This window comes from Pantoea sp. PA1, from assembly GCF_056856975.1.
On record NZ_JBXGEE010000001.1, the window covers coordinates 988,561 to 1,006,351 of the forward strand.

The window sequence follows — 17,791 nt, forward strand, 5'->3', positions numbered from 1 at the left end:
TCGATTATCCGTGACCGATGAGCCAGAGTGCGGCGGTAACGCACAGCACAAACAGGGAGAGATCAAACAGGGTGGGATGCCAGACGTCGCCGGAGTAGATCCAGCCGCGCACCAGTGGGTGGATCAGCAGCCAGAAAAAGAAGCCAAGGAGCACCGCCTTGAATATCGGCGGAAAAAACAGTGAGGCGCCCACAACCAGATCGGTCAGCGGTTTCGCGCCTGAAAAAGCGGAGGTGAGCACGTGATAACATCCCTCGTTAACCCAAACGGCAGGGGGAGAGCGCTGCCGCGATTTCCTGGCCTGGCCCGGGATTTGTAATTTGTCCTGTAAACTCGCAGAATAGTGTAGAATCTGGCTTGATAGCTAGCAAGCTAATTATAAGGAGATGAAATGGATACGCCCCTCGGAACGGATTTATCTCGCCTGGTGCGCATCTGGCGCGCGTTGATTGATCAGCGGCTGAAGCCGCTTGAGCTGACTCAGACTCACTGGGTGACGCTGCACAATATTCATCAACTGCCGCCCGAACAGTCGCAGATCCAGTTAGCCAAGGCGATTGGCATTGAACAGCCCTCCCTGGTCCGCACGCTGGATCAGCTGGAAGAAAAAGGGTTAATTACCCGCTCGACCTGTGCCAGCGATCGTCGCGCCAAGCGCATCAAACTCACGCAGCAGGCGGAGCCTATCATTGAGCAGGTGGAGAGCGTGATTGATGAGACGCGGGACGACATTTTGTCCGGCATCAGTCGGGATGAGATCAGCCAGATGGTGACGCTTATCGCCCGGCTTGAGAAAAACATTCTCGAACTGCAGAACAAAGAGAAATAAAAAACCGACGCCCAGGCGTCGGTTTTTTTTTTGCTATCTCAGCGAGGTGAAACGGTGACCTGGCTGCCGTTAGAGGCCATCACGACACGCTGGCCAACGGAGTAGCGTGAGGCGGCCTGTTTCTGAACCACCATGATGGTGTTGCCATCATCCTTGCGGATTTCCAGCTCAACGCCATCGGTTTTATTGATTGCGCCCTGAACGCCCTGGCCCGCAACGCCGCCCAGCACCGCACCACCGGCTGTCGCCAGGCTACGACCTGCGCCGCCGCCAATCGTGTTACCCAGGAAGCCACCCAGCACGGCACCGCCGATGGCACCGATAACGTTACTCTCATCGCCACCCTGGATTTTCACCGGGCGAACGGAAACTAACGTACCGTAAGAGACGCTCTGCACCTGCTTGGCTTCACTGGCACTGTAGGTATCACCCGACAGCGTACTGGTATTGCTACAACCTGCCAGCATGACACCGGTCAGAGCGACCACAATTACACGCTTAATCATCTGAAACTCCTTTAGTCGAGAAGGCGCCACGTTTACCGCTGTATCCTGCTCACAGTATAAGACACAAACCTGGCAAATTAATCCCTGTCCGAATAAAACACGGTTGAACGAAGCATAGACTATGTAAGATCAACAATAATTCAATCGTGGATCAAAAATAGTCCTGCGGCGTTACCGGTCAGCACATTTGGATAAAAACAAATTAATCATAGAATTAGCGGGTGTAATTTGTCAGGCTAGCCGCAGATAAATTGCACCTCCCGCCGGATGTAAGGAATGGCTATGAAATCAGGACGCTATATCGGAGTAATGTCAGGCACCAGCCTGGATGGAGTGGATGTGGTGCTGGCGGCCATTGACGAAAATATGGTGGCTCAGCAGGCGAGCTATTCGCATCCTATCCCCGCCGGGCTTCGCCAGGCGATCCTTGCGATTTGTCAGGGACAATCCCTGACGCTGTCGCAGCTGGGGCAGCTGGACACCCGCCTCGGCCAGCTGTTTGCCGAGGCGGTCGTCACGCTGATGAAGCGCGAATCCCTTGAGGCCAGCGATATCACGGCGATTGGCTGTCACGGTCAGACCGTCTGGCATGAGCCGCAGAGTGACGCGCCCAACACCCTGCAGATTGGCGACAACAACCAGATTGTGGCGGCGACCGGCGTCACGGTGGTGGGCGACTTCCGTCGCCGTGACATGGCGCTGGGCGGGCAGGGCGCGCCGCTGGTGCCGGCTTTTCATCAGGCCCTGCTGATGGATGCCACGGAACGCCGCATGGTGCTGAATATTGGCGGCATCGCTAACCTTTCGCTGCTGATACCGGGGCAGCCGGTGCGGGGTTTCGATACCGGTCCCGGGAATATGCTGCTGGATGCCTGGATCTGGCGGAATCAGGGCCTGCCGTATGACAAAGATGCACAGTGGGCGCGAAGCGGTACGCGGGTTCCGGCGCTGCTGGAGGCGCTCTTAAGGGAGCCCTGGTTTGCGCTTCCGCCACCGAAAAGCACCGGGCGCGAGCACTTTAATCTGGGCTGGCTGGAGCAGCATCTGCGCTATTTCCCGGGGCTGGCTCCGCAGGATGTGCAGGCGACGCTGGTGGAGCTGACCGCCATAACCATCACCCAGCAGATATTGCTCAACGATGGCTGTGACCGTCTGCTGGTGTGCGGCGGCGGCAGCCGCAATCCGCTGCTGATGGCGCGCCTGGCTGCTCATCTTCCCGGCACCGAAGTGACTACCACCGATGCGGCGGGTATCAGCGGGGACGATATGGAGGCGCTGGCGTTTGCCTGGCTGGCGTTTCGCACGCTCTCCGGGCTGCCGGGCAATCTGCCTGCGGTAACGGGTGCGCGGGAGAAAAGCGTGATTGGCGCCATCTATCCGGCCAATGCGCTCTACCGGCGTTAACCTGCGAACCGGGGGCGGTCAGCCCCCGCTGGGTAAGGGGTGACCGTCAGGCGGCACCGGGGAGATGAGTGAGGTTACGGACGCCGGTAATCACGGTTGCCACCATGGTTTCGCGTCGGGTAATGACTTCGACCTGATAAAAACGGCTGCGGTAGGCGATGGAGTAGATGATGGGATGGTACTTATTGCCTTCTCCGTAGCGGGCGTAGTGCGCTTCGAGCGCACGGGTTGCTGCCAGGATATGGGAGGGTTCTTTATCACCGCGGATGATTTGCTTCATTCAGTTCCTCAAATGCTGTCCCTGGAGTCACGTCGCACGCATGGCGCGTTGCGCTGGCCTAAACACTGAACATCTGACTGCTAAATCGGTAATCACAGACTGGGCAATAACTGACTCTGCCGGGCGAAGATGACAGAAAAATGATCGCCCGGCGCTGTTTATTATTTAGCAGTCGCCAGGGGATCCGGCAAGGCAGGAAAGCGCAAAATCATCCAAATCGCAGGGGGTTAAAGCAGCTCTGGCCAGGCGACGGCCGCAATGCGGTTCAGCTCAGGTTTTGAGAAGAGGAAGCCCTGAAACTGGGTCACGCCTGCCGCTTCGAGCCACATCCACTCTTCGGGCTGTTCGATGCCCTCCGCGATCACGCCGATTTCCAGTGACGAGCAGCATTTCAGAATGGCATGAATGATCGCCTGCTTCGGTCCGCTTTTATGCACGCCTGAGATAATCGCCCGGTCAATCTTGATCTTGTCGGGCTGAATGCGGGTCAGCAGCGACAGCCCGGCGAAGCCGGCGCCAAAATCGTCCAGCGCGAGGCTGATGCCCGCCGCCTTCAGCTGGCGAAGGGCCGCTTCAAAGGCATCCGGCTGCGAGATAATTTCATTCTCGGTGAACTCCACCATGATCTGCTCCGGCACCAGCCCCTGGGCCGCGATCGCCTCCAGCAAAAACGGAACCGCATCGGGCACTTCCACCAGCGTCATCGGCAGCAGGTTGATCGACAGGGTCATCCCCTCAATCCCCAGCTGTTTTGCCTGAGCAAACGCGATTTTTTTCGACTGCAGATCGGTCTGATAGAGCTGTTCACGTGACAGTCCGGCAAAATAATCCAGTGGCGGTTCACCCTGCGGGCCGCGCAGCAGTGCCTCCAGTGAAACGATTTCACAGGCAAAAGGATCGACGATCGGCTGAAACGCGAAGCTGACCTCATCCGTCGCCATCAGTGCGGTATCGCCTTCACGCTGCTCTGACTCGTCGCGGATAAAGGTCCAGCCGCTGGCGGAAGGGATCTCAAAATAGTTCTCTTTTTCCCGCGCTTCGACAAAGGTGCGCAGGAACTGCAGAGCGCGGTCGGAATAGGTCATCTGGTAGCGGGTGGTGCATTTCTCCAGCACCGCTTCCAGTACCGTCTCTTTATCGTGCAGACGGAGATCGAACAGTTCCATACCGACGTGACCAAACCGTCGCGCCGGGGCGTAGTCGCGCAACAGTTCAACCAGATTATGATGGCGCGGATCCTGGCAAATCCGGTTATAGACCGCTTTTACGGCCGCTTCCGGACCTTCCAGCAGCTGAAAAAAGTGTGTTCCATTGAACAACAGAATCCCGGTGACGCTGGATGATTTGTTGATTTTGTTCGCTTTTAATGCCAAATCATGCAGAAGCCCCAGTGACACATTTTCAGTGATGTGGCTTCTGTAGATGATTGTCGACAACATAAAGATTTCCGGGATTTTTTATTTTTTGTTAACACACCTTACCAGAAGGTTCTCCTGGGGAGAACGAGGGGGAGTGCGCCTTTCTTACTCTGGAACTATTTTAGTCGACAGGAAGCGCTGAATCACCTTTTCCCAGCGCACGCTGCATAAAAACCGTATCCAGCCAGCGGCCCTGTTTGAACCCGACCGAACGCAGGATGCCGGTCATCTCAAAGCCCGCTGCGCGATGCAGCGCAATGGAGCCCTGGTTCCCGCTGTCGCCCACGTTAGCGATCAGCTGACGAAACCCCGCCTGCTCTGCCCAGGCAATCGCATGATGTAACAGGCGTGACCCGACGCCACGCTGCTGAAATCCCGGATCGATATAGATCGAATCTTCCAGCGTGTGCCGGTACGCATGGCGCGGACGATAGGGGGCCAGATAGCAGAAACCGCGCACCTCACCGTCGCTGACGGCGATAAACCACGGCAGGCCCGCCTGCTGAATCTTGTGCATCCGCCCGGCGATTTCGGCGACGTCAGGCGGAACCGTCTCAAAGGAGCCGGTGCCATTAAGAACATGCCAGGCGTAAATCTGCTGAATCGCCGGGATATGAACATCCTCTGCTGCAAAAATTTCCATTGTCACGCTCCGGTATTATCTTTAACGGCTTTACCCGGTGAAAAAACAACGGTATAGCGGGTCGTCAGGGGACGCAATGAAAATCTTGCGGGTGCGCATTCTCTCCTGTCGGCTCGCTTACCAGGATTAATCCTGGCAAATCGGAGGGCAGAATGCCAGGCAGCATGAAAGAGGCGATATCCGGGGGTATTAAGCCTTTTCTGAAAACCGCGCCAGCCGGATGATTCATTCCAGGGTTAGGGCTATTATCTCTGCGGTTTCGGTTGAGCTGATTTAATATCCGGGGGTGCGGCGTGATGCGATTTGTTGATTTTCTGAAAAGTAAGCAGGGGCTGCGCGCCGCGCGAAATCACTGCTTTGAATTAAATGGTGTGGTGCTCGGTCATTTCACTGCGCTATTTCTGCACGATAACCAGATTATTTTTACCAAAGATGGCAGGCATTGCGTCGTGCCTTATTATCTTGGTGCTGATGACGATTTAACTGAGCAGACGATTAATCCGCGCATTAATAATATCCGGGCGCTGAACTGATTAATTCCGCTTTCGCCCGCCACGCTTAATAACCTCCGCGTGCGGAGGTCATATTAATTCGCCAGAAAATGTGCGTTATTCCTCTTTTCGCTCTGTTCACGGCTGCCGCCGATCGCGCTGTGGCGCTTTCACACGGCGCGGGGCAACAAACAGCAGCAGCAGGGCACTGGCAGTAAACAGCGTCAAAGCCGTAACGGCGCCCAGCGCGGCATAGAGCTGGCCAAACAGCAGCGATCCCACCACCTGACCTGCTGCCAGCATAAAGAACAGCATCCCGACGCCGGTTGCCGGATCGTCAGCGGTGGCCTGCGCGCCCCAGACCAGCAACACCCCTGACAGCGTGACATAGCCTGCGCCATAACAGGCCACCGCCACCATTAAGCCCGCAGAGTCGCCCCGGCTCAGGGCCAGCACCAGCAGCGGCACGGCCATTCCGCACAGCGCGAGCCGGTAGACCCCATTCAGTCCGATACGGGCAGCCAGCGGGCCGGTAAGCACACCGGCAATGCCCGCTCCTCCGGCAATCAGCCAGAGCAAACGGGCGCTCTCCGCATCCACGCCGACGTGCTGACGCAGCAGCACCGAGCCAAAACTCCACCAGGCCGCACTGATCAGGCCTGAAACAAGCGCAATGCCCATCAGCCGCCGCAGCGCGCGGCAGTACAGGCGCGGCTGCCCGTGACGCCTCTGCGGCCTGTGAGCAGCGGTGTGAGAGGATATGTGACGCATCACCGGCAGCGCACAGGCCAGAGCGAGCAGGGCGAACAGCCCGCAGGCGGCGCGCCAGCCGCCCGGCAGCGTGCCGAGAATGATAACGGAGAGAATAATCCCCGCGCTGGTACCGGCATTGATCAGGGTGTTGATGCGCGGCTGGCGCGCCGCGGGCACACAGGCACTGACTGCCGCCGCCAGGGCGGGAGACGCCAGGCCGGAACTGAATCCGGCGATAAAGAGCCCGGCCGCCAGCAGCAGCGGCGAGGTGGCGAGGGCAAGCAGCAGCAGACCTGCCGTCGCACAGAGTGAGGCGAGTAGCGCCGTCAGCCGCGCACCGTAGCGCCGGGCCAGCGTCGCGGCGCTGAGAATGGTCAGGCAGTAAGAGACAAAGCTGCAGGCGGAGAGCAGACCCGTCTGCTGCGGGCTTAACGGGATCGCTGCCGATATGGCGGGCAGCATCAGCCCCCATGAGAAGCGGGCCATGCCATAGGTTACCGCGATCAGGCTGAAGCCGGTCAGAGCCAGCGCAGCAGGCGACCTCATCAGGAAGCCCCTTTCTGAAGCAGCAGCTGGCTGGCGATCTGCGCCGCATGCTGCGCGGCGGCGGGGCCGGTAATCAGCGCGGTGGTAATCGCCCCTTCAAAGAGCATCCAGATGGCATCGCTCAATGATCGATCTTCGGCACCGTGCAGGCAGGTTACACAGTCGGTGATGTAGCGGCGCATGGTGGCGCGGAATGCCAGCGCCTGCTCTGCCAGCGCCTGATCCCGTCCGGCATATTCTCCCCAGGCTTTAAGGAAGAAGCAGCCGTGCGCACCGTTTGCCTCTGTCCAGCTGGCCAGCACGCTAAACAGCTGCGCGATCGCCTCCGGCTGGTGGGCCGGCAGCAGCTCAGCCATAAATCGCTGCTCACGCGCCGCCATCACCGCAGCGGTCATCGCCTCGCGTGAGGGAAAGTGATGATAGAAGGTTCGGGTGGAGACGCCCGCTTCCCGACAGAGCTGGTCGGTACTGGTGGCGTGGAACCCGTGAGTGTAAAACAGCCGCTCGGCAGCCTGAATGATGTCATCGCGTTTTTTCATCCTTTAAAAGTAAACCGTTCGTTTTACTTTTGCAAACCGGGCACGGCTGGATGCGTCCACCGGTATTGATAAATCCGCGAAGCCGAGGGATTTAGCGTTCCGCTTAAAGGCGCGCCCTCTGTCGCTTTCACACTTTTTCAGCTTCAGTTCATTAATACTCATAATTACCCCTGCGGGGGTAAGTGATTTCAGCGCTGCGTCTGATATGACCCGGACGGCAGAAGCGATTTTTCCGGAAGGTATTTGTAATAATATATTGATATTTATAGATAATTATACTTTTTCGCTGTTCTGGCATGCATTAGCACGGTAAATGCTTATGACGCGCTGAAGCGGCAGGCGGGGATCGGCGGCGATAAATAGCTGAAGCGAGTGAAGCGGGTAAAAAGGGCATATTCTCAAAGTCAGTCTGCCCTCTGTAATAAAGTGGTTTTAGGGATAATTCTCAGTTAGTTTAATAAAGCTTCAGATTACAAATAAAATCTCTTACGAATTTTGGTTCGTTTTTTTAAGACACATACAGCAACTATCAGGATGACTACCATGCTCAAAGCCAGCTATTATTATCTGTGCCCGCGTCCCATGGGTGGATGGATTTTACACAAAGAAGGTTGCGTTAATCTGTCAAAGAACGATAAGCGCGTGTTTATTGGTTCGCTTTATACCCGTCAGCAGGCGCTGGCCGTGGCGAAAATACATCATGCCAATGCCATTCTCTGTAATGCCTGCCTGAGTACTTTTATTTGTCCGGGCAGCAGTACGGTAATTAAACCGGCACGCGCTGCCACGCCAACCCGTCATACGCCAAAACATTAAGCGCCGCGCTCTTTTTCCGGCAAAGCAGATAAGGGCGGGAATAAAAGCGGGGTAGTCTGAAATAAAAAAAGGGCAGCGTTAAGACGCTGCCCTGAGGATTATGCCTGTTTAGGCTGTCCGTTTGATGCGGTCAGCCCGCCATCGACCGGCAGATTGACGCCGGTAATATAGCTCGCCTCATCGCTGGCAATAAAGACAATAGCCCTGGCGATATCATCCGCCTCACCCGCGCGACGCAGTGGAATACGATCGTAAAAGCGCTCAAGCAGCGCCGGATCCTGTTTGGCATCTTCCGTCAGATCGGTAAAGGTAAAGCCCGGGCAGATCGCATTGATGCGGACGCCGTCCGCGCCGTAGTCCATCGCCAGAGCGCGGGTAAAGTTGGTGATCGCCCCTTTGGCGGCATTGTAGATGCTCATGCCCCAGTCACCGCCTAAGCCGGAGACCGAGGAGATGTTAACCACGTTACCTTTGCTCTTCAGCAGGGCAGGCATGAAGTAGTGAACGCCGTGGAAAACCCCGTCCAGGTCGGTTTTCATCAGCGTTTTCCAGTCCTCAAGGTCCACTTCATGGATGCGGCCCTGGACAATCACGCCAGCATTATTCACCAGCACGTCAACCCGGCCATATTTGTTCAGCACGGTTTCTGACAGTTGTTTAACCTGGGCAGCGTCTGAGACGTCGCAGGCCGCTACCAGGTGGTCACCCGGCGTCAGTCCGGCCAGCGTTTCTTCGAGTTTCTGCGCGGTGCGTCCCACCAGCACCACTGACGCGCCTTCTTCTGCAAAGCGTTTTGCGCTCGCCTCACCAATGCCGGACCCGGCACCTGTCACAACCACAACTTTCTGCGTAAATCTGGACATTATGCCTCCTTATCAGCATCAATTTTCACGTTTAACAACCGGTTAAGCCTGGCAGTGATTGCCAGAAATTCAAGCGCAGCGTCAGAGGCGCTGCGCCTGAAGCCTTACCGTCATCCCTAATCAGGGACGTCTGAACAGTGCGAAGCTGCGTCCTTCCAGCTCAAAATCCTTCTCTTTGGTGATGACCAGACCGCGTTTCGCCACGTCGCTGGTGGTCAGCTCCAGCACCCAGCCCCCTTCACCAAACTGCGGGATGCGGAAGGGCACGTTGCCCTCAAACGGGTTAAGCAGCATCAGCACATCGTGCCAGATACCCTCTTCGGTCTGCAGGTCGGGCCGCCCGATATAGACGCCCAGCGTGGAGCCTTCATCCCACTGCTCACTCTGCTGGAACCCGCCGCCGGCGTTAAACCATTTGATATCCATGCCGTCGCGCCAGTTCTCCCGACGCAGCAGAGGCTGCTGAGCACGCAGGCTCAGGATCTGGCGGGTGAACGCGCGCAGCGCTTCGGCGGATTCCGGCAGGTTATCCCAGTGAACCCAGGAGATTTCACTGTCCTGGCAGTAGCCGTTGTTGTTGCCCATCTGGCTGCGGCCAAACTCATCGCCTGCCAGCAGCATCGGCGTGCCGTGTGAGAAGATCAGGGTGGCGAGGAAGTTACGCTTCTGGCGCTCACGTACGGCGTTGATGCCTTCGTCGTCCGTTGGGCCTTCTGCGCCATAGTTGTACGATCGGTTGTCATTGTGACCGTCGTTGTTATCTTCGCCATTCTCATCGTTGTGCTTGTCGTTGTAGGAGACCAGGTCGTTGAGCGTGAAGCCATCGTGCGCCGTCACGAAGTTGACGCTGGCCCACGGGCGACGGCCGTGCTGATCGTAAAGATCGCCGGATCCGAGCAGACGGGCGGCAAAGTCGGTCGAAACGTTGTTGCCTTTCCAGTAGTCGCGCACCGTGTCGCGATACTGGTCGTTCCACTCTGCCCAGCCTGGCGGGAAGCTGCCGACCTGATAGCCACCCGGTCCGATATCCCAGGGTTCTCCAATCAGCTTTTTCTGTGACAGGATCGGGTCCTGCATCACGGCATCGAAGAAGCCGCCGCGCGGGTCAAAGCCATCCGGTTCGCGTCCCAGAATGGTGCCGAGGTCAAAACGGAAACCGTCGATATGCATCGACTCAGACCAGTAGCGCAGCGAATCGAGCACCATCTGCAGCACGCGCGGATGCGAGGTGTTGACAGTATTGCCGGTTCCGGTGTCGTTGATGTAGTAGCGGTGCTGGTCCGGCAGGGTCCGGTAGTAGGAGAAGTTATCGATGCCTTTAAACGATAGCGTCGGCCCCAGCTCATTCCCCTCGGCGGTGTGGTTGTAAACCACGTCGAGGATCACCTCAATGCCGGCATCATGAAAGGCGCGAACCATGTCGCGGAAGCCCTGAATGCCGCGCGGGCCGAAGTAGCGGGTCGCGGGCGCAAAGAAGCCCAGCGTGTTGTAGCCCCAGAAGTTTTTCAGCCCTTTATCCAGCAGATGCTGATCGTCCGGGAACCAGTGCACCGGCAGCAGCTCGACCGAGGTAATGCCTAAGCTTTTGATGTAGTCGACGGTCGCTTTATGGCCCATGCCGTCAAAGGTGCCGCGCAGTTCGGGCGGCAGCGCCGTGTTGAGCTGGGTAAAGCCTTTGACGTGGGTTTCATAGATCACCGTTTTTGGCCATGGCACGTTCGGACGGTTCCTGTCCTGCCAGTCAAACTCATTGGGATCGACCACCCGGCACTTCGGTGTAAACGGCGCGCTGTCGCGGCTGTCAAAAGTGAGATCTTTATCGTCGTGATAGAGATCGTAGGCGAAGTGCGCCTCGTTCCAGGCGATGTCGCCCGCCAGTTCGCGGGCGTAGGGATCGAGCAGCAGCTTGTTCGGGTTAAAGCGATGACCATTCTCCGGGTCGTAGGGACCATAGACGCGATAGCCATACAGCGCACCTGGCTTCAGACCCGGCACATAGCCGTGCCAGATTTCATGGGTATATTCCGGCAGCTCCAGACGGGCGATTTCCGTTTTACCGCTGGGATCGTACAGACAGAGTTCCACCCGCTCGGCGTGGGCACTGAACAGGGCGAAGTTTACGCCCTGACCATCAAAGTTTGCCCCCAGCAAATGGCTGTAACCCGCCGTAATTTCAAAACGCTGACTGTTTGACATTGATGCCTCGTTATTCAGTGAACAGATTGACGCGTAACAGAAAAAAGATTTCAGCGTGCCACCAGCACGGCGCACCACTGCGACGCCAGGTCGCCCAGCGCCAGCGCATCGCCTGCATCGAGCGTGTTACCGCTCAGCACATCCTCATAATGGCGCTGACGCAGCCCGTCCGGCAGGGCGAGGCTGATCTCTGCCCAGCGCGCCGCAGGCGGCTGATCCAGGTTTTCCGGCAGGGCGTCAAAGACCCGGCGCGACACAATGACAATCACCGCCTGATCCCCATGGGTGCGGGCAAAGGCCAGCACCTTGTCCGGCTGCCCACCCCCGGCTTCCAGCGCCAGATAGTCGCCGTGGCGGAACAGGTCAGGTTGCTGCTGGCGCAGCGCCAGCAGCTTCACAATCGCCTGCTGATTAACCTGACCACGCCGCCAGTGGGTCTCACTGCCGTCGTGCTGCGGCGCACGGAGCATGGCGGCCAGCGCGTCAAAGTCGGGCTCGCGGCGGTTATCGGGGTCGACCAGGCTGAAGTCCAGCGCCTCGCTGCCCTGATAAATATCGGGCACGCCCGGCGCGGTGAGTTTCACCACGGTCTGGGTCAGACTGTTGACCAGGCCCGCGCGGATAAAGGGCTGCAGCGCCTCGCAGAAGTCATTAAGGAAGGCGTGACTGGCGGGCGAGAGCAGGTGACGGGCATAGCCCAGCACCGCCTCTTCATAGGCGTCATTGTTGTCGGCCCAGTCGGTGCGCAGCTTGGCTTCACGCAGCGCTTTTTCCACGTAAACCACAAAGCGGGCCTCCAGCGCCGCCAGACCTTCCGCGTCGTCCGGTTGCAGGGTGGTCGGCCAGACGCCGGCCAGCGCTTCATAGAGCATCCATTCGACCGCCGGCTCCGGTGCCGGGCCATCTTTCAGCCGGACGATCTGATCCTGATTCATCTCCCGCCAGCGGCTCACGCAATCCGCCCAGCGCTGCGGCGCTTCGGTCAGGGTATAGAGCCGCGCACGCGCATCTTCACCGCGTTTGGTGTCGTGCGTTGAGGTACCCGACAGTGCATCGGGCTGATGTTCGCGCCGCGCCTGCATTTCGGCGTGGAACTGCGCCAGCGAGAAGTGACGCGCCAGCGGTTCAGCGCCGACCTCATTCAGCGCCAGCGCCATGTGCTGACGGAAGAACAGCGTATCTTCGACAGACTTCGCCATCAGCGGGCCGGTCAGCTGCTGGAAGCGGGTGCGGAACTGCGTGGCATCCTCGCGGGCCGCAGAGGCGACCTCTGCCCGCAGAATCCGGGTCAGAAAGTCGAGCGCCGCGCTGTCTGGTGCCGTGGCGCTGGCTTTCACCTGACCGACCACCTGCTGCAGCAGCTGCTGGTCGGCAGGGGTCAGGCCCTCCGGGGTGCCGTAGGTGCGATAGACCGGGAAGGCCACCAGCAGCTCGCGCAGCGCATTTTTCAGCTCAGGTTCCGGCTGTGGCGTGCCCTCTGCGTCGGCAATCGTCAGCGCCAGCTGGAGTAACCGGTTAAATTCGCCGGCAAAATTACGGTTCGCCATCAACAGCTTGGCGGCGCGCAGCTCCGCTTTCATGTCCACGGTTTTGCCAATCACCGCCTGATAGGCTTTGCGCAGGCCACTCAGGCGATCGCTGTCGACCAGCAGGTTGGCGAGCGCCGCCATAAACTCATAGCCGGTGGTGCCGGAAACTGGCCACTCATCCGGCAGCTGTTCATCCTCACCCAGGATCTTCTCCACGGTGAGGTAGCAGTCGGGACCCGCCGCCTGGCGCAGCTGCTCCAGATAGCCGCGCGGATCGGCCAGGCCATCGACGTGATCCACCCGCAATCCCTGCACCGCGCCGGTGTGAACCAGTTCAAGAATCAGCTGGTGCGCTGCGTCAAAGACCGTTTTGTCCTCCACGCGCACGCCCACCAGACCGGTCACCTCAAAGAAACGCCGGTAGGAGAGGTCGCGCGGCGCATCGCGCCAGGACATCAGTCGCCACGGCTGCTGGTCATGCAGGGCCGCGATCTCTGCGGCATCGCGCAGGGCGAGCACCGCCTCTTCCCGATCCTGCCAGGTCCGTGGGTCCAGCGGGTAGAAATTGTCAAAGTAGGCCAGCGCCGGTTTGCCGCTCTGCGGGTCGCGCTGCACGCTGATCTCGCCATTCGCCAGCACCGCCTCAAAGGTGTCGCCGAGGAACGGCAGTGTCAGGCGACGTGACCAGTCGATATCAAAATAGGTGGCGTAGCGACTCTGTTCGCCATGTTCGATCACGTCGCGCCACCACGGGTTCTCCAGCGACGCGGCCATATGGTTCGGCACAATGTCGAGGATCAGGCCCAGTCCGGCAGCCTGCAGCGCGGCGACCATCCGATCAAATCCTTCGCGTCCGCCAATGGCGGGCTCGATCTCGTTGACGTCGGTGACGTCATAGCCGTGGGTGGACTCCGCGGTCGCGCTGAAGATCGGCGAGGCGTAGAGATGGCTGATCCCAAGCTGTTTCAGATAGGGCACCAGCGCCGCGGCGCGGTCAAAGGTCATGCCGTTGCGGAACTGGATGCGATAGGTTGCGGTTGGAATAGTCATGCGGTTTCTCCCTTAGCCAGACGCACCACGATAGAGTCAGGCGCAAGTTCAGTTGCGGCCTGCGGCCAGGCAAACAGGGTCTTACCCGGCAGATCGGGGATCGGCTGCGTGCGGTTGCTGACGTTCAGCGCCAGGGAGAGCGTGCCCGCCGGGAAATCCCAGCGCACCGCGAGGAAGCCCTCTGACGTCGTGATCACCTGGCCGGCGTCCCCCCCGGCGGTCTGCAGCAGCGGCACGATATGCTGCTGACGCAGGCTGAGCAGCTGGCGCGTCAGTGCCAGCCACTGCTGGCCTTCCGGCGTCTCCCTCTTCTGCCAGTTAAGTTTCGACTGTTCAAAAGTGGTCACATCATTAGGGTCCGGCACGGTTTCACCGTGACCGGCATGGCCTTCAAATTCTCTGGCGCGGCCTTCGCGCACCGCTTTAGCCAGATCGCCGTGGAAATCGGTGAAGAACAGGAACGGCTGGGTTTCGCCATACTCTTCGCCCATGAACAGCAGCGGGATATGCGGCGAGACCAGCAGGGTGGCCAGCAGCACCTGAGTGCGCGCCGCGCCAGCCAGGCTGATGAGCCTTTCGCCCTGCGCCCGGTTGCCCGTCTGATCGTGGTTCTGGATAAAGTCGACAAAGGCCACCGGCGGCTGGCTGCTGCTTTTCACCCCACGCGGTTCACCTGACTGCTTCGACACTTCGCCCTGATAGACAAAGCCTTCTGCCAGCGCCCGCGCCACCTGCTGCGCCGGATGATCGGCAAAGTCCTGGTAGTAGGCGTGATCTTCCCCGGTCGCCAGCACATGCACGGCGTTGTGGAAGTCATCGTTCCACTCCCCCGTGAACAGCGGAGCGTCGCCTTTTTCATCACGCGGATGAAGGAAGGTGACATTGCGGCAGTCTTCGGTGGTGAGATGGATAGGGCGATCGGTAATCGTCGAGCGGATACGCTCGGCAATCTCAATCAGCACATGCTTTTCGCTGGGATCGTCAATCTGATCGATGGCGTCAAAACGCAGGCCGTCGAGATTAAACTCCTGCAGCCAGTAGAGCGGCGCCTCCACAATGTAGCGACGAACCGCATCAACGTCATAGGCGATGCCTGCGCCCCACGGCGTCTTGCGCTCCTGATGGAAGAAGTCAGGCGAGAGCAGGGGCAGATAGTTGCCCTCCGGGCCGAAGTGGTTCAGCACGATATCGAGCACCACCGACAGACCGTGGCCGTGCGCTGCGTCGATAAAGGCTTTGAAATCATCGGGTGTGCCGTAGGCAGCGTGCGGTGCATAGAGCAGCACGCCGTCGTAGCCCCAGCCGCGGTTGCCGCCAAACTGCGACACCGGGAGCACCTCGATCATGGTAATGCCGGTTTCCGCCAGCACCGGAAGCTTTTCAATCGCGGCCCGGAAAGTGCCTTCGGGGGTAAAGGTGCCGATGTGCAGTTCATACACCACCGACTCCGTCCACGGACGACCGCGCCACGCCGTGTTCTGCCACTGATAAGCATCAGGATCGATCACCAGAGAGGGGCCGTTGACCTCCGCTTTCTGGGCGCGGGCGGCGGGATCGGGCACGGCTGTGCCATCGGCCAGCACAAAGTCATACTCCGCGCTGGCGGCCACACCGGCAACCTGCGTCTCAAACCAGCCGTCAGCCTGCGGGGTCATCTCTATGTCTTTACCGGAGAGGCGCAGCGTCACACGTTGCTGGCCGGTTGCCCAGAGGCGAAAACGCACCTCATCACGGGCAACCCGTTCAGCGCCCCAGCTTTTGGAAAAAGATTTGGATTCCATTCAGTTGCCTCATTTAGCCTGGAAATGCGCAATGGCGTCCATCGCGCGAAAAGGATGTTGATCATGCAAATGTCAAAAATCATAAACCTGCCAGCGAGACCAGGATGCCGGGTGGGCCGGCGCGTCTCTTCAGCCAGGAAGCTGGACTGGTATTCAGTGTGATGCGGTGGAAAAGGGCGGTGAGACCGCTTCCACGCGGCTACAGTGAATAATCATAGACTAAGATGTTGCCCTCGCCGGGCGGCGGAGGGGCTGGTGAACAAAATTTGCGTTTATGACGCTGAATCAGCGTGATCCGGGATGAGTGAAAGCGGGGGCGGCGCAGAAAAGGCTGACGCAGGGGGCGGATTCGCTATAAGCTCAGGCACGTCCGGACAGGCTCGCCCGTGACGCTGAATGTTTAAGGAGAGGATGTGAGGAAAAACGCCCTGTTAGCCGTGTTGCTGCTGCTTTCTGCCTGCTCTAACCGGGTCGGACACCGGCTGGACAATTCGCATCTGCAGCAGATTCATGCCGGTCAGACCACCAAAGCCCAGCTGATCGCCCTGTTCGGCCAGCCCGACAGTGAAACGCCCTACCCGGACGGGCAGCGGCTGCTGAAATGGACCTACAGTGAGGCGCGCACCCTGAATACCACCGAGGGGCAGACGCTGACCGTGCAGATGAAAAATGACAGAGTGCTGAACTATGCGCTGAGTAAAAGCTGAACCGCGCGGCAGCAGGGGCCGCCGCGCGTGGGGGGTTACTGTTCGCTGCTCTGCTGCGCGTCCCGGCTCCCGGGGTGCGGCTGAGCCAGCCGGGCGAAATCGGACCCCGCCGGATGCTGATAGATCTGCAGTTCAAACAGACGGGCCATCGAATAGATAAACTCAAAAATTTCCGCCTGGGTATTCTCATAGTCCACCCACAGAATGGAGGAGGTGAAGCAGTAGATCTCCACCGGTAACCCATCCGGTGACGGTTTCAGCGGCCGCACCACGATATACATCTCTTTCTGAATATCGTGACGCTGGGCGAGCCAGGCGGTCAGGAACTTACGAAATACCATCAGATTGGTAATGCCGTTCTCCATAAACCAGCGGTCGCCCACAGCGCTGATGTCGCGCCCGTCCAGCAGCCCGGTAATCGCTTCGCTGGCGATGCGGATCTGGCTCATCGACTGCAACATCTCCTGATTCACAAAGGTGATCGACTTCTGATCCAGATAAAAGCTGCGCATGATACGGCGCGCACCGGAGGAGAACATCGCCTGCCAGTTCGTGTAGGTCTCGGTCAGGAAGTTCTTGGTCGGGATGCGCGAAATGGTGTTGTCCCAGTTGCGGATGGTGATGGTGTGCAGCGCAATATCGATCACCTCACCACTGATATTGTTATCCGGCATCTCAATCCAGTCGCCCAGCTGCAGCACGTCGTTGGAGGAGAGCTGAATATTGGCCACCAGCGACAGCAGCGTATGCTGAAAGATCAGCATCAGGACGGCGGCCACCGCACCCAGCGAGGAGATGATGATCGCCGGTGACTTGTTGGACATAATCGCCAGAATCATGATCGCGGCGATAATGTGCACCAGGATTTTACCGATCTGGATGTAGCCTTTAATCGAGTGATTCTTGCGCTTCGATTTGCGCGAATAGGAGCTGTTAACGATCTCCAGCACTTCGTTGAAGAAGATCGACAGATAGATAAAGAACAGGATGCCGCAGATGGTCTGCACGGCGATCTTCAGATGCTCCGGCAGGCCGGGCATGAACTGCAGGAAATTGTAGACCACAATGACCGGCACAAAATTGGAGAGCTTCTGCGAGAGGCGAACATCTTTGTCCAGCGGCACGCCCTGTTTGTGGCTGCTGAAGAAGACTTTCCTGACCACTTTGACGATGAAGAATTTGCAGATCAGGTGTGTGACCATCCCGGCCATAATCAGCAGCAGCAGGCTGAAGCTGGCCGACAACACGCTGTTTCCCTCAATAAAACGCATCAGACTCTGTATGTAATGCATGATAACCACGTGCAAAAAATGTAAGGGGCGAATTCAACCACAGCAGAGGGGCGGATGTTAAGCGGCGAATGCGCTCAGAGGCCTTCGCGGCGCTTTTTTTGTCCGGCTGAGTGTGCCTGGCATCACGCCGTGAAAAAGCTTTTCCATC

18 protein-coding genes are annotated in these 17,791 nt (G+C 58.6%); 5 read left to right on the plus strand and 13 right to left on the minus strand.

All coding sequences use genetic code 11. The features are described from left to right. Window positions 1-4: 4 nt before the first annotated feature. A complete protein-coding gene (locus AC1V0D_RS04890; protein ID WP_009090455.1) occupies window positions 5-241 on the minus strand; it encodes a DUF1656 domain-containing protein in 237 nt (78 codons plus the stop codon). A gap of 150 nt (window positions 242-391) precedes the next feature. Between AC1V0D_RS04890 and slyA the strand changes: the two genes are divergently transcribed. Further along, on the plus strand, window positions 392-829 hold the full coding sequence (gene slyA / locus AC1V0D_RS04895) for a transcriptional regulator SlyA (RefSeq protein WP_482907053.1): 438 nt from the start codon (window positions 392-394) through the stop codon (window positions 827-829). Between the two features lie 38 nt (window positions 830-867). Here the strand turns inward: slyA and slyB are convergent, their stop codons facing one another. Continuing rightward, entirely contained in the window at window positions 868-1,335 is a 468-nt protein-coding gene (gene slyB / locus AC1V0D_RS04900; RefSeq protein ID WP_009090452.1) for an outer membrane lipoprotein SlyB, read from the minus strand. 282 nt (window positions 1,336-1,617) lie between these two features. Between slyB and anmK the strand changes: the two genes are divergently transcribed. Further along, window positions 1,618-2,739, plus strand: a complete 1,122-nt coding sequence (gene anmK, locus AC1V0D_RS04905) for an anhydro-N-acetylmuramic acid kinase (RefSeq protein WP_046101745.1) — start codon at window positions 1,618-1,620, stop codon at window positions 2,737-2,739. A 46-nt stretch (window positions 2,740-2,785) separates the two neighbouring features. Here anmK and AC1V0D_RS04910 read toward each other — a convergent pair whose 3' ends face one another. The 3 genes from AC1V0D_RS04910 to AC1V0D_RS04920 form a co-directional block, all read right to left on the minus strand. Continuing rightward, the gene (locus tag AC1V0D_RS04910; RefSeq protein ID WP_009090450.1) at window positions 2,786-3,019 is read right to left on the minus strand and encodes a DUF4060 family protein; all 234 of its coding nucleotides are present in this window, start codon (window positions 3,017-3,019) and stop codon (window positions 2,786-2,788) included. A 227-nt stretch (window positions 3,020-3,246) separates the two neighbouring features. Continuing rightward, entirely contained in the window at window positions 3,247-4,458 is a 1,212-nt protein-coding gene (locus AC1V0D_RS04915) for a diguanylate phosphodiesterase (RefSeq protein WP_482907054.1), read from the minus strand. Window positions 4,459-4,558: 100 nt separating this feature from the next. Then, the gene (locus AC1V0D_RS04920; RefSeq protein WP_009090443.1) at window positions 4,559-5,080 is read right to left on the minus strand and encodes a GNAT family N-acetyltransferase; all 522 of its coding nucleotides are present in this window, start codon (window positions 5,078-5,080) and stop codon (window positions 4,559-4,561) included. Between the two features lie 296 nt (window positions 5,081-5,376). On the opposite strand from AC1V0D_RS04920, the gene AC1V0D_RS04925 reads away from it, so the two are divergent. Continuing rightward, window positions 5,377-5,613 (plus strand): hypothetical protein, encoded by a 237-nt coding sequence (locus AC1V0D_RS04925; RefSeq protein ID WP_009090441.1) that lies wholly within the window; start codon window positions 5,377-5,379, stop codon window positions 5,611-5,613. Between the two features lie 96 nt (window positions 5,614-5,709). Here AC1V0D_RS04925 and AC1V0D_RS04930 read toward each other — a convergent pair whose 3' ends face one another. From AC1V0D_RS04930 to AC1V0D_RS04940, 3 genes are read right to left on the minus strand one after another with little or no spacing between them, the layout of a single operon-like run. Next, window positions 5,710-6,870, minus strand: a complete 1,161-nt coding sequence (locus AC1V0D_RS04930) for an MFS transporter (protein ID WP_482907055.1) — start codon at window positions 6,868-6,870, stop codon at window positions 5,710-5,712. Next, window positions 6,870-7,409 (minus strand): TetR/AcrR family transcriptional regulator, encoded by a 540-nt coding sequence (locus tag AC1V0D_RS04935; protein WP_009090438.1) that lies wholly within the window; start codon window positions 7,407-7,409, stop codon window positions 6,870-6,872. Before AC1V0D_RS04935 ends, AC1V0D_RS04930 begins: the two co-directional genes overlap by 1 nt. Window positions 7,410-7,412: 3 nt before the next feature. Beyond that, complete coding sequence (locus AC1V0D_RS04940) at window positions 7,413-7,571, minus strand: hypothetical protein (protein WP_482907056.1); 159 nt, start codon at window positions 7,569-7,571, stop codon at window positions 7,413-7,415. A gap of 381 nt (window positions 7,572-7,952) precedes the next feature. Here AC1V0D_RS04940 and AC1V0D_RS04945 point away from each other — a divergent pair, with 381 nt between their 5' ends. Beyond that, window positions 7,953-8,225 (plus strand): hypothetical protein, encoded by a 273-nt coding sequence (locus AC1V0D_RS04945; RefSeq protein ID WP_009090436.1) that lies wholly within the window; start codon window positions 7,953-7,955, stop codon window positions 8,223-8,225. 98 nt (window positions 8,226-8,323) lie between these two features. Here AC1V0D_RS04945 and budC read toward each other — a convergent pair whose 3' ends face one another. From budC to treZ, 4 genes are all read right to left on the minus strand, one after another. After that, a complete protein-coding gene (gene budC, locus AC1V0D_RS04950; RefSeq protein ID WP_046101749.1) occupies window positions 8,324-9,088 on the minus strand; it encodes a meso-2,3-butanediol dehydrogenase in 765 nt (254 codons plus the stop codon). A gap of 120 nt (window positions 9,089-9,208) precedes the next feature. Then, window positions 9,209-11,284, minus strand: coding sequence for a glycogen debranching protein GlgX (glgX, locus tag AC1V0D_RS04955; protein WP_058956644.1), 2,076 nt, complete (start codon window positions 11,282-11,284; stop codon window positions 9,209-9,211). A 50-nt stretch (window positions 11,285-11,334) separates the two neighbouring features. Continuing rightward, window positions 11,335-13,863: a malto-oligosyltrehalose synthase gene (gene treY, locus AC1V0D_RS04960; RefSeq protein WP_482907057.1), complete on the minus strand. Its 2,529-nt coding sequence runs from the start codon at window positions 13,861-13,863 to the stop codon at window positions 11,335-11,337. Beyond that, complete coding sequence (gene treZ, locus AC1V0D_RS04965; protein WP_058956552.1) at window positions 13,860-15,644, minus strand: malto-oligosyltrehalose trehalohydrolase; 1,785 nt, start codon at window positions 15,642-15,644, stop codon at window positions 13,860-13,862. Before treZ ends, treY begins: the two co-directional genes overlap by 4 nt. A gap of 413 nt (window positions 15,645-16,057) precedes the next feature. Between treZ and AC1V0D_RS04970 the strand changes: the two genes are divergently transcribed. Further along, window positions 16,058-16,351 carry a hypothetical protein gene (locus AC1V0D_RS04970; protein WP_009090426.1) on the plus strand — a complete coding sequence of 98 codons (294 nt, stop codon included), beginning with the start codon at window positions 16,058-16,060 and terminating at the stop codon, window positions 16,349-16,351. Window positions 16,352-16,386: 35 nt separating this feature from the next. On the opposite strand, the gene AC1V0D_RS04975 is transcribed toward AC1V0D_RS04970, so the two are convergent. Beyond that, window positions 16,387-17,643, minus strand: coding sequence for a mechanosensitive ion channel family protein (locus tag AC1V0D_RS04975; protein WP_009090423.1), 1,257 nt, complete (start codon window positions 17,641-17,643; stop codon window positions 16,387-16,389). Between the last annotated feature and the right edge of the window lie 148 nt (window positions 17,644-17,791).

Bases quoted from the DNA above. Each gene is read 5' to 3' on its own strand.
- slyA (WP_482907053.1), top strand. From the start codon at position 392: ATGGATACGCCCCTCGGAACGGATTTATCTCGCCTGGTGCGCATCTGG.
- slyB (WP_009090452.1), bottom strand. From the start codon at position 1,335: ATGATTAAGCGTGTAATTGTGGTCGCTCTGACCGGTGTCATGCTGGCA.
- anmK (WP_046101745.1), top strand. From the start codon at position 1,618: ATGAAATCAGGACGCTATATCGGAGTAATGTCAGGCACCAGCCTGGAT.
- AC1V0D_RS04910 (WP_009090450.1), bottom strand. From the start codon at position 3,019: ATGAAGCAAATCATCCGCGGTGATAAAGAACCCTCCCATATCCTGGCA.
- AC1V0D_RS04915 (WP_482907054.1), bottom strand. From the start codon at position 4,458: ATGTTGTCGACAATCATCTACAGAAGCCACATCACTGAAAATGTGTCA.
- AC1V0D_RS04920 (WP_009090443.1), bottom strand. From the start codon at position 5,080: ATGGAAATTTTTGCAGCAGAGGATGTTCATATCCCGGCGATTCAGCAG.
- AC1V0D_RS04925 (WP_009090441.1), top strand. From the start codon at position 5,377: ATGCGATTTGTTGATTTTCTGAAAAGTAAGCAGGGGCTGCGCGCCGCG.
- AC1V0D_RS04930 (WP_482907055.1), bottom strand. From the start codon at position 6,870: ATGAGGTCGCCTGCTGCGCTGGCTCTGACCGGCTTCAGCCTGATCGCG.
- AC1V0D_RS04935 (WP_009090438.1), bottom strand. From the start codon at position 7,409: ATGAAAAAACGCGATGACATCATTCAGGCTGCCGAGCGGCTGTTTTAC.
- AC1V0D_RS04940 (WP_482907056.1), bottom strand. From the start codon at position 7,571: ATGAGTATTAATGAACTGAAGCTGAAAAAGTGTGAAAGCGACAGAGGG.
- AC1V0D_RS04945 (WP_009090436.1), top strand. From the start codon at position 7,953: ATGCTCAAAGCCAGCTATTATTATCTGTGCCCGCGTCCCATGGGTGGA.
- budC (WP_046101749.1), bottom strand. From the start codon at position 9,088: ATGTCCAGATTTACGCAGAAAGTTGTGGTTGTGACAGGTGCCGGGTCC.
- glgX (WP_058956644.1), bottom strand. From the start codon at position 11,284: ATGTCAAACAGTCAGCGTTTTGAAATTACGGCGGGTTACAGCCATTTG.
- treY (WP_482907057.1), bottom strand. From the start codon at position 13,863: ATGACTATTCCAACCGCAACCTATCGCATCCAGTTCCGCAACGGCATG.
- treZ (WP_058956552.1), bottom strand. From the start codon at position 15,644: ATGGAATCCAAATCTTTTTCCAAAAGCTGGGGCGCTGAACGGGTTGCC.
- AC1V0D_RS04975 (WP_009090423.1), bottom strand. From the start codon at position 17,643: ATGCATTACATACAGAGTCTGATGCGTTTTATTGAGGGAAACAGCGTG.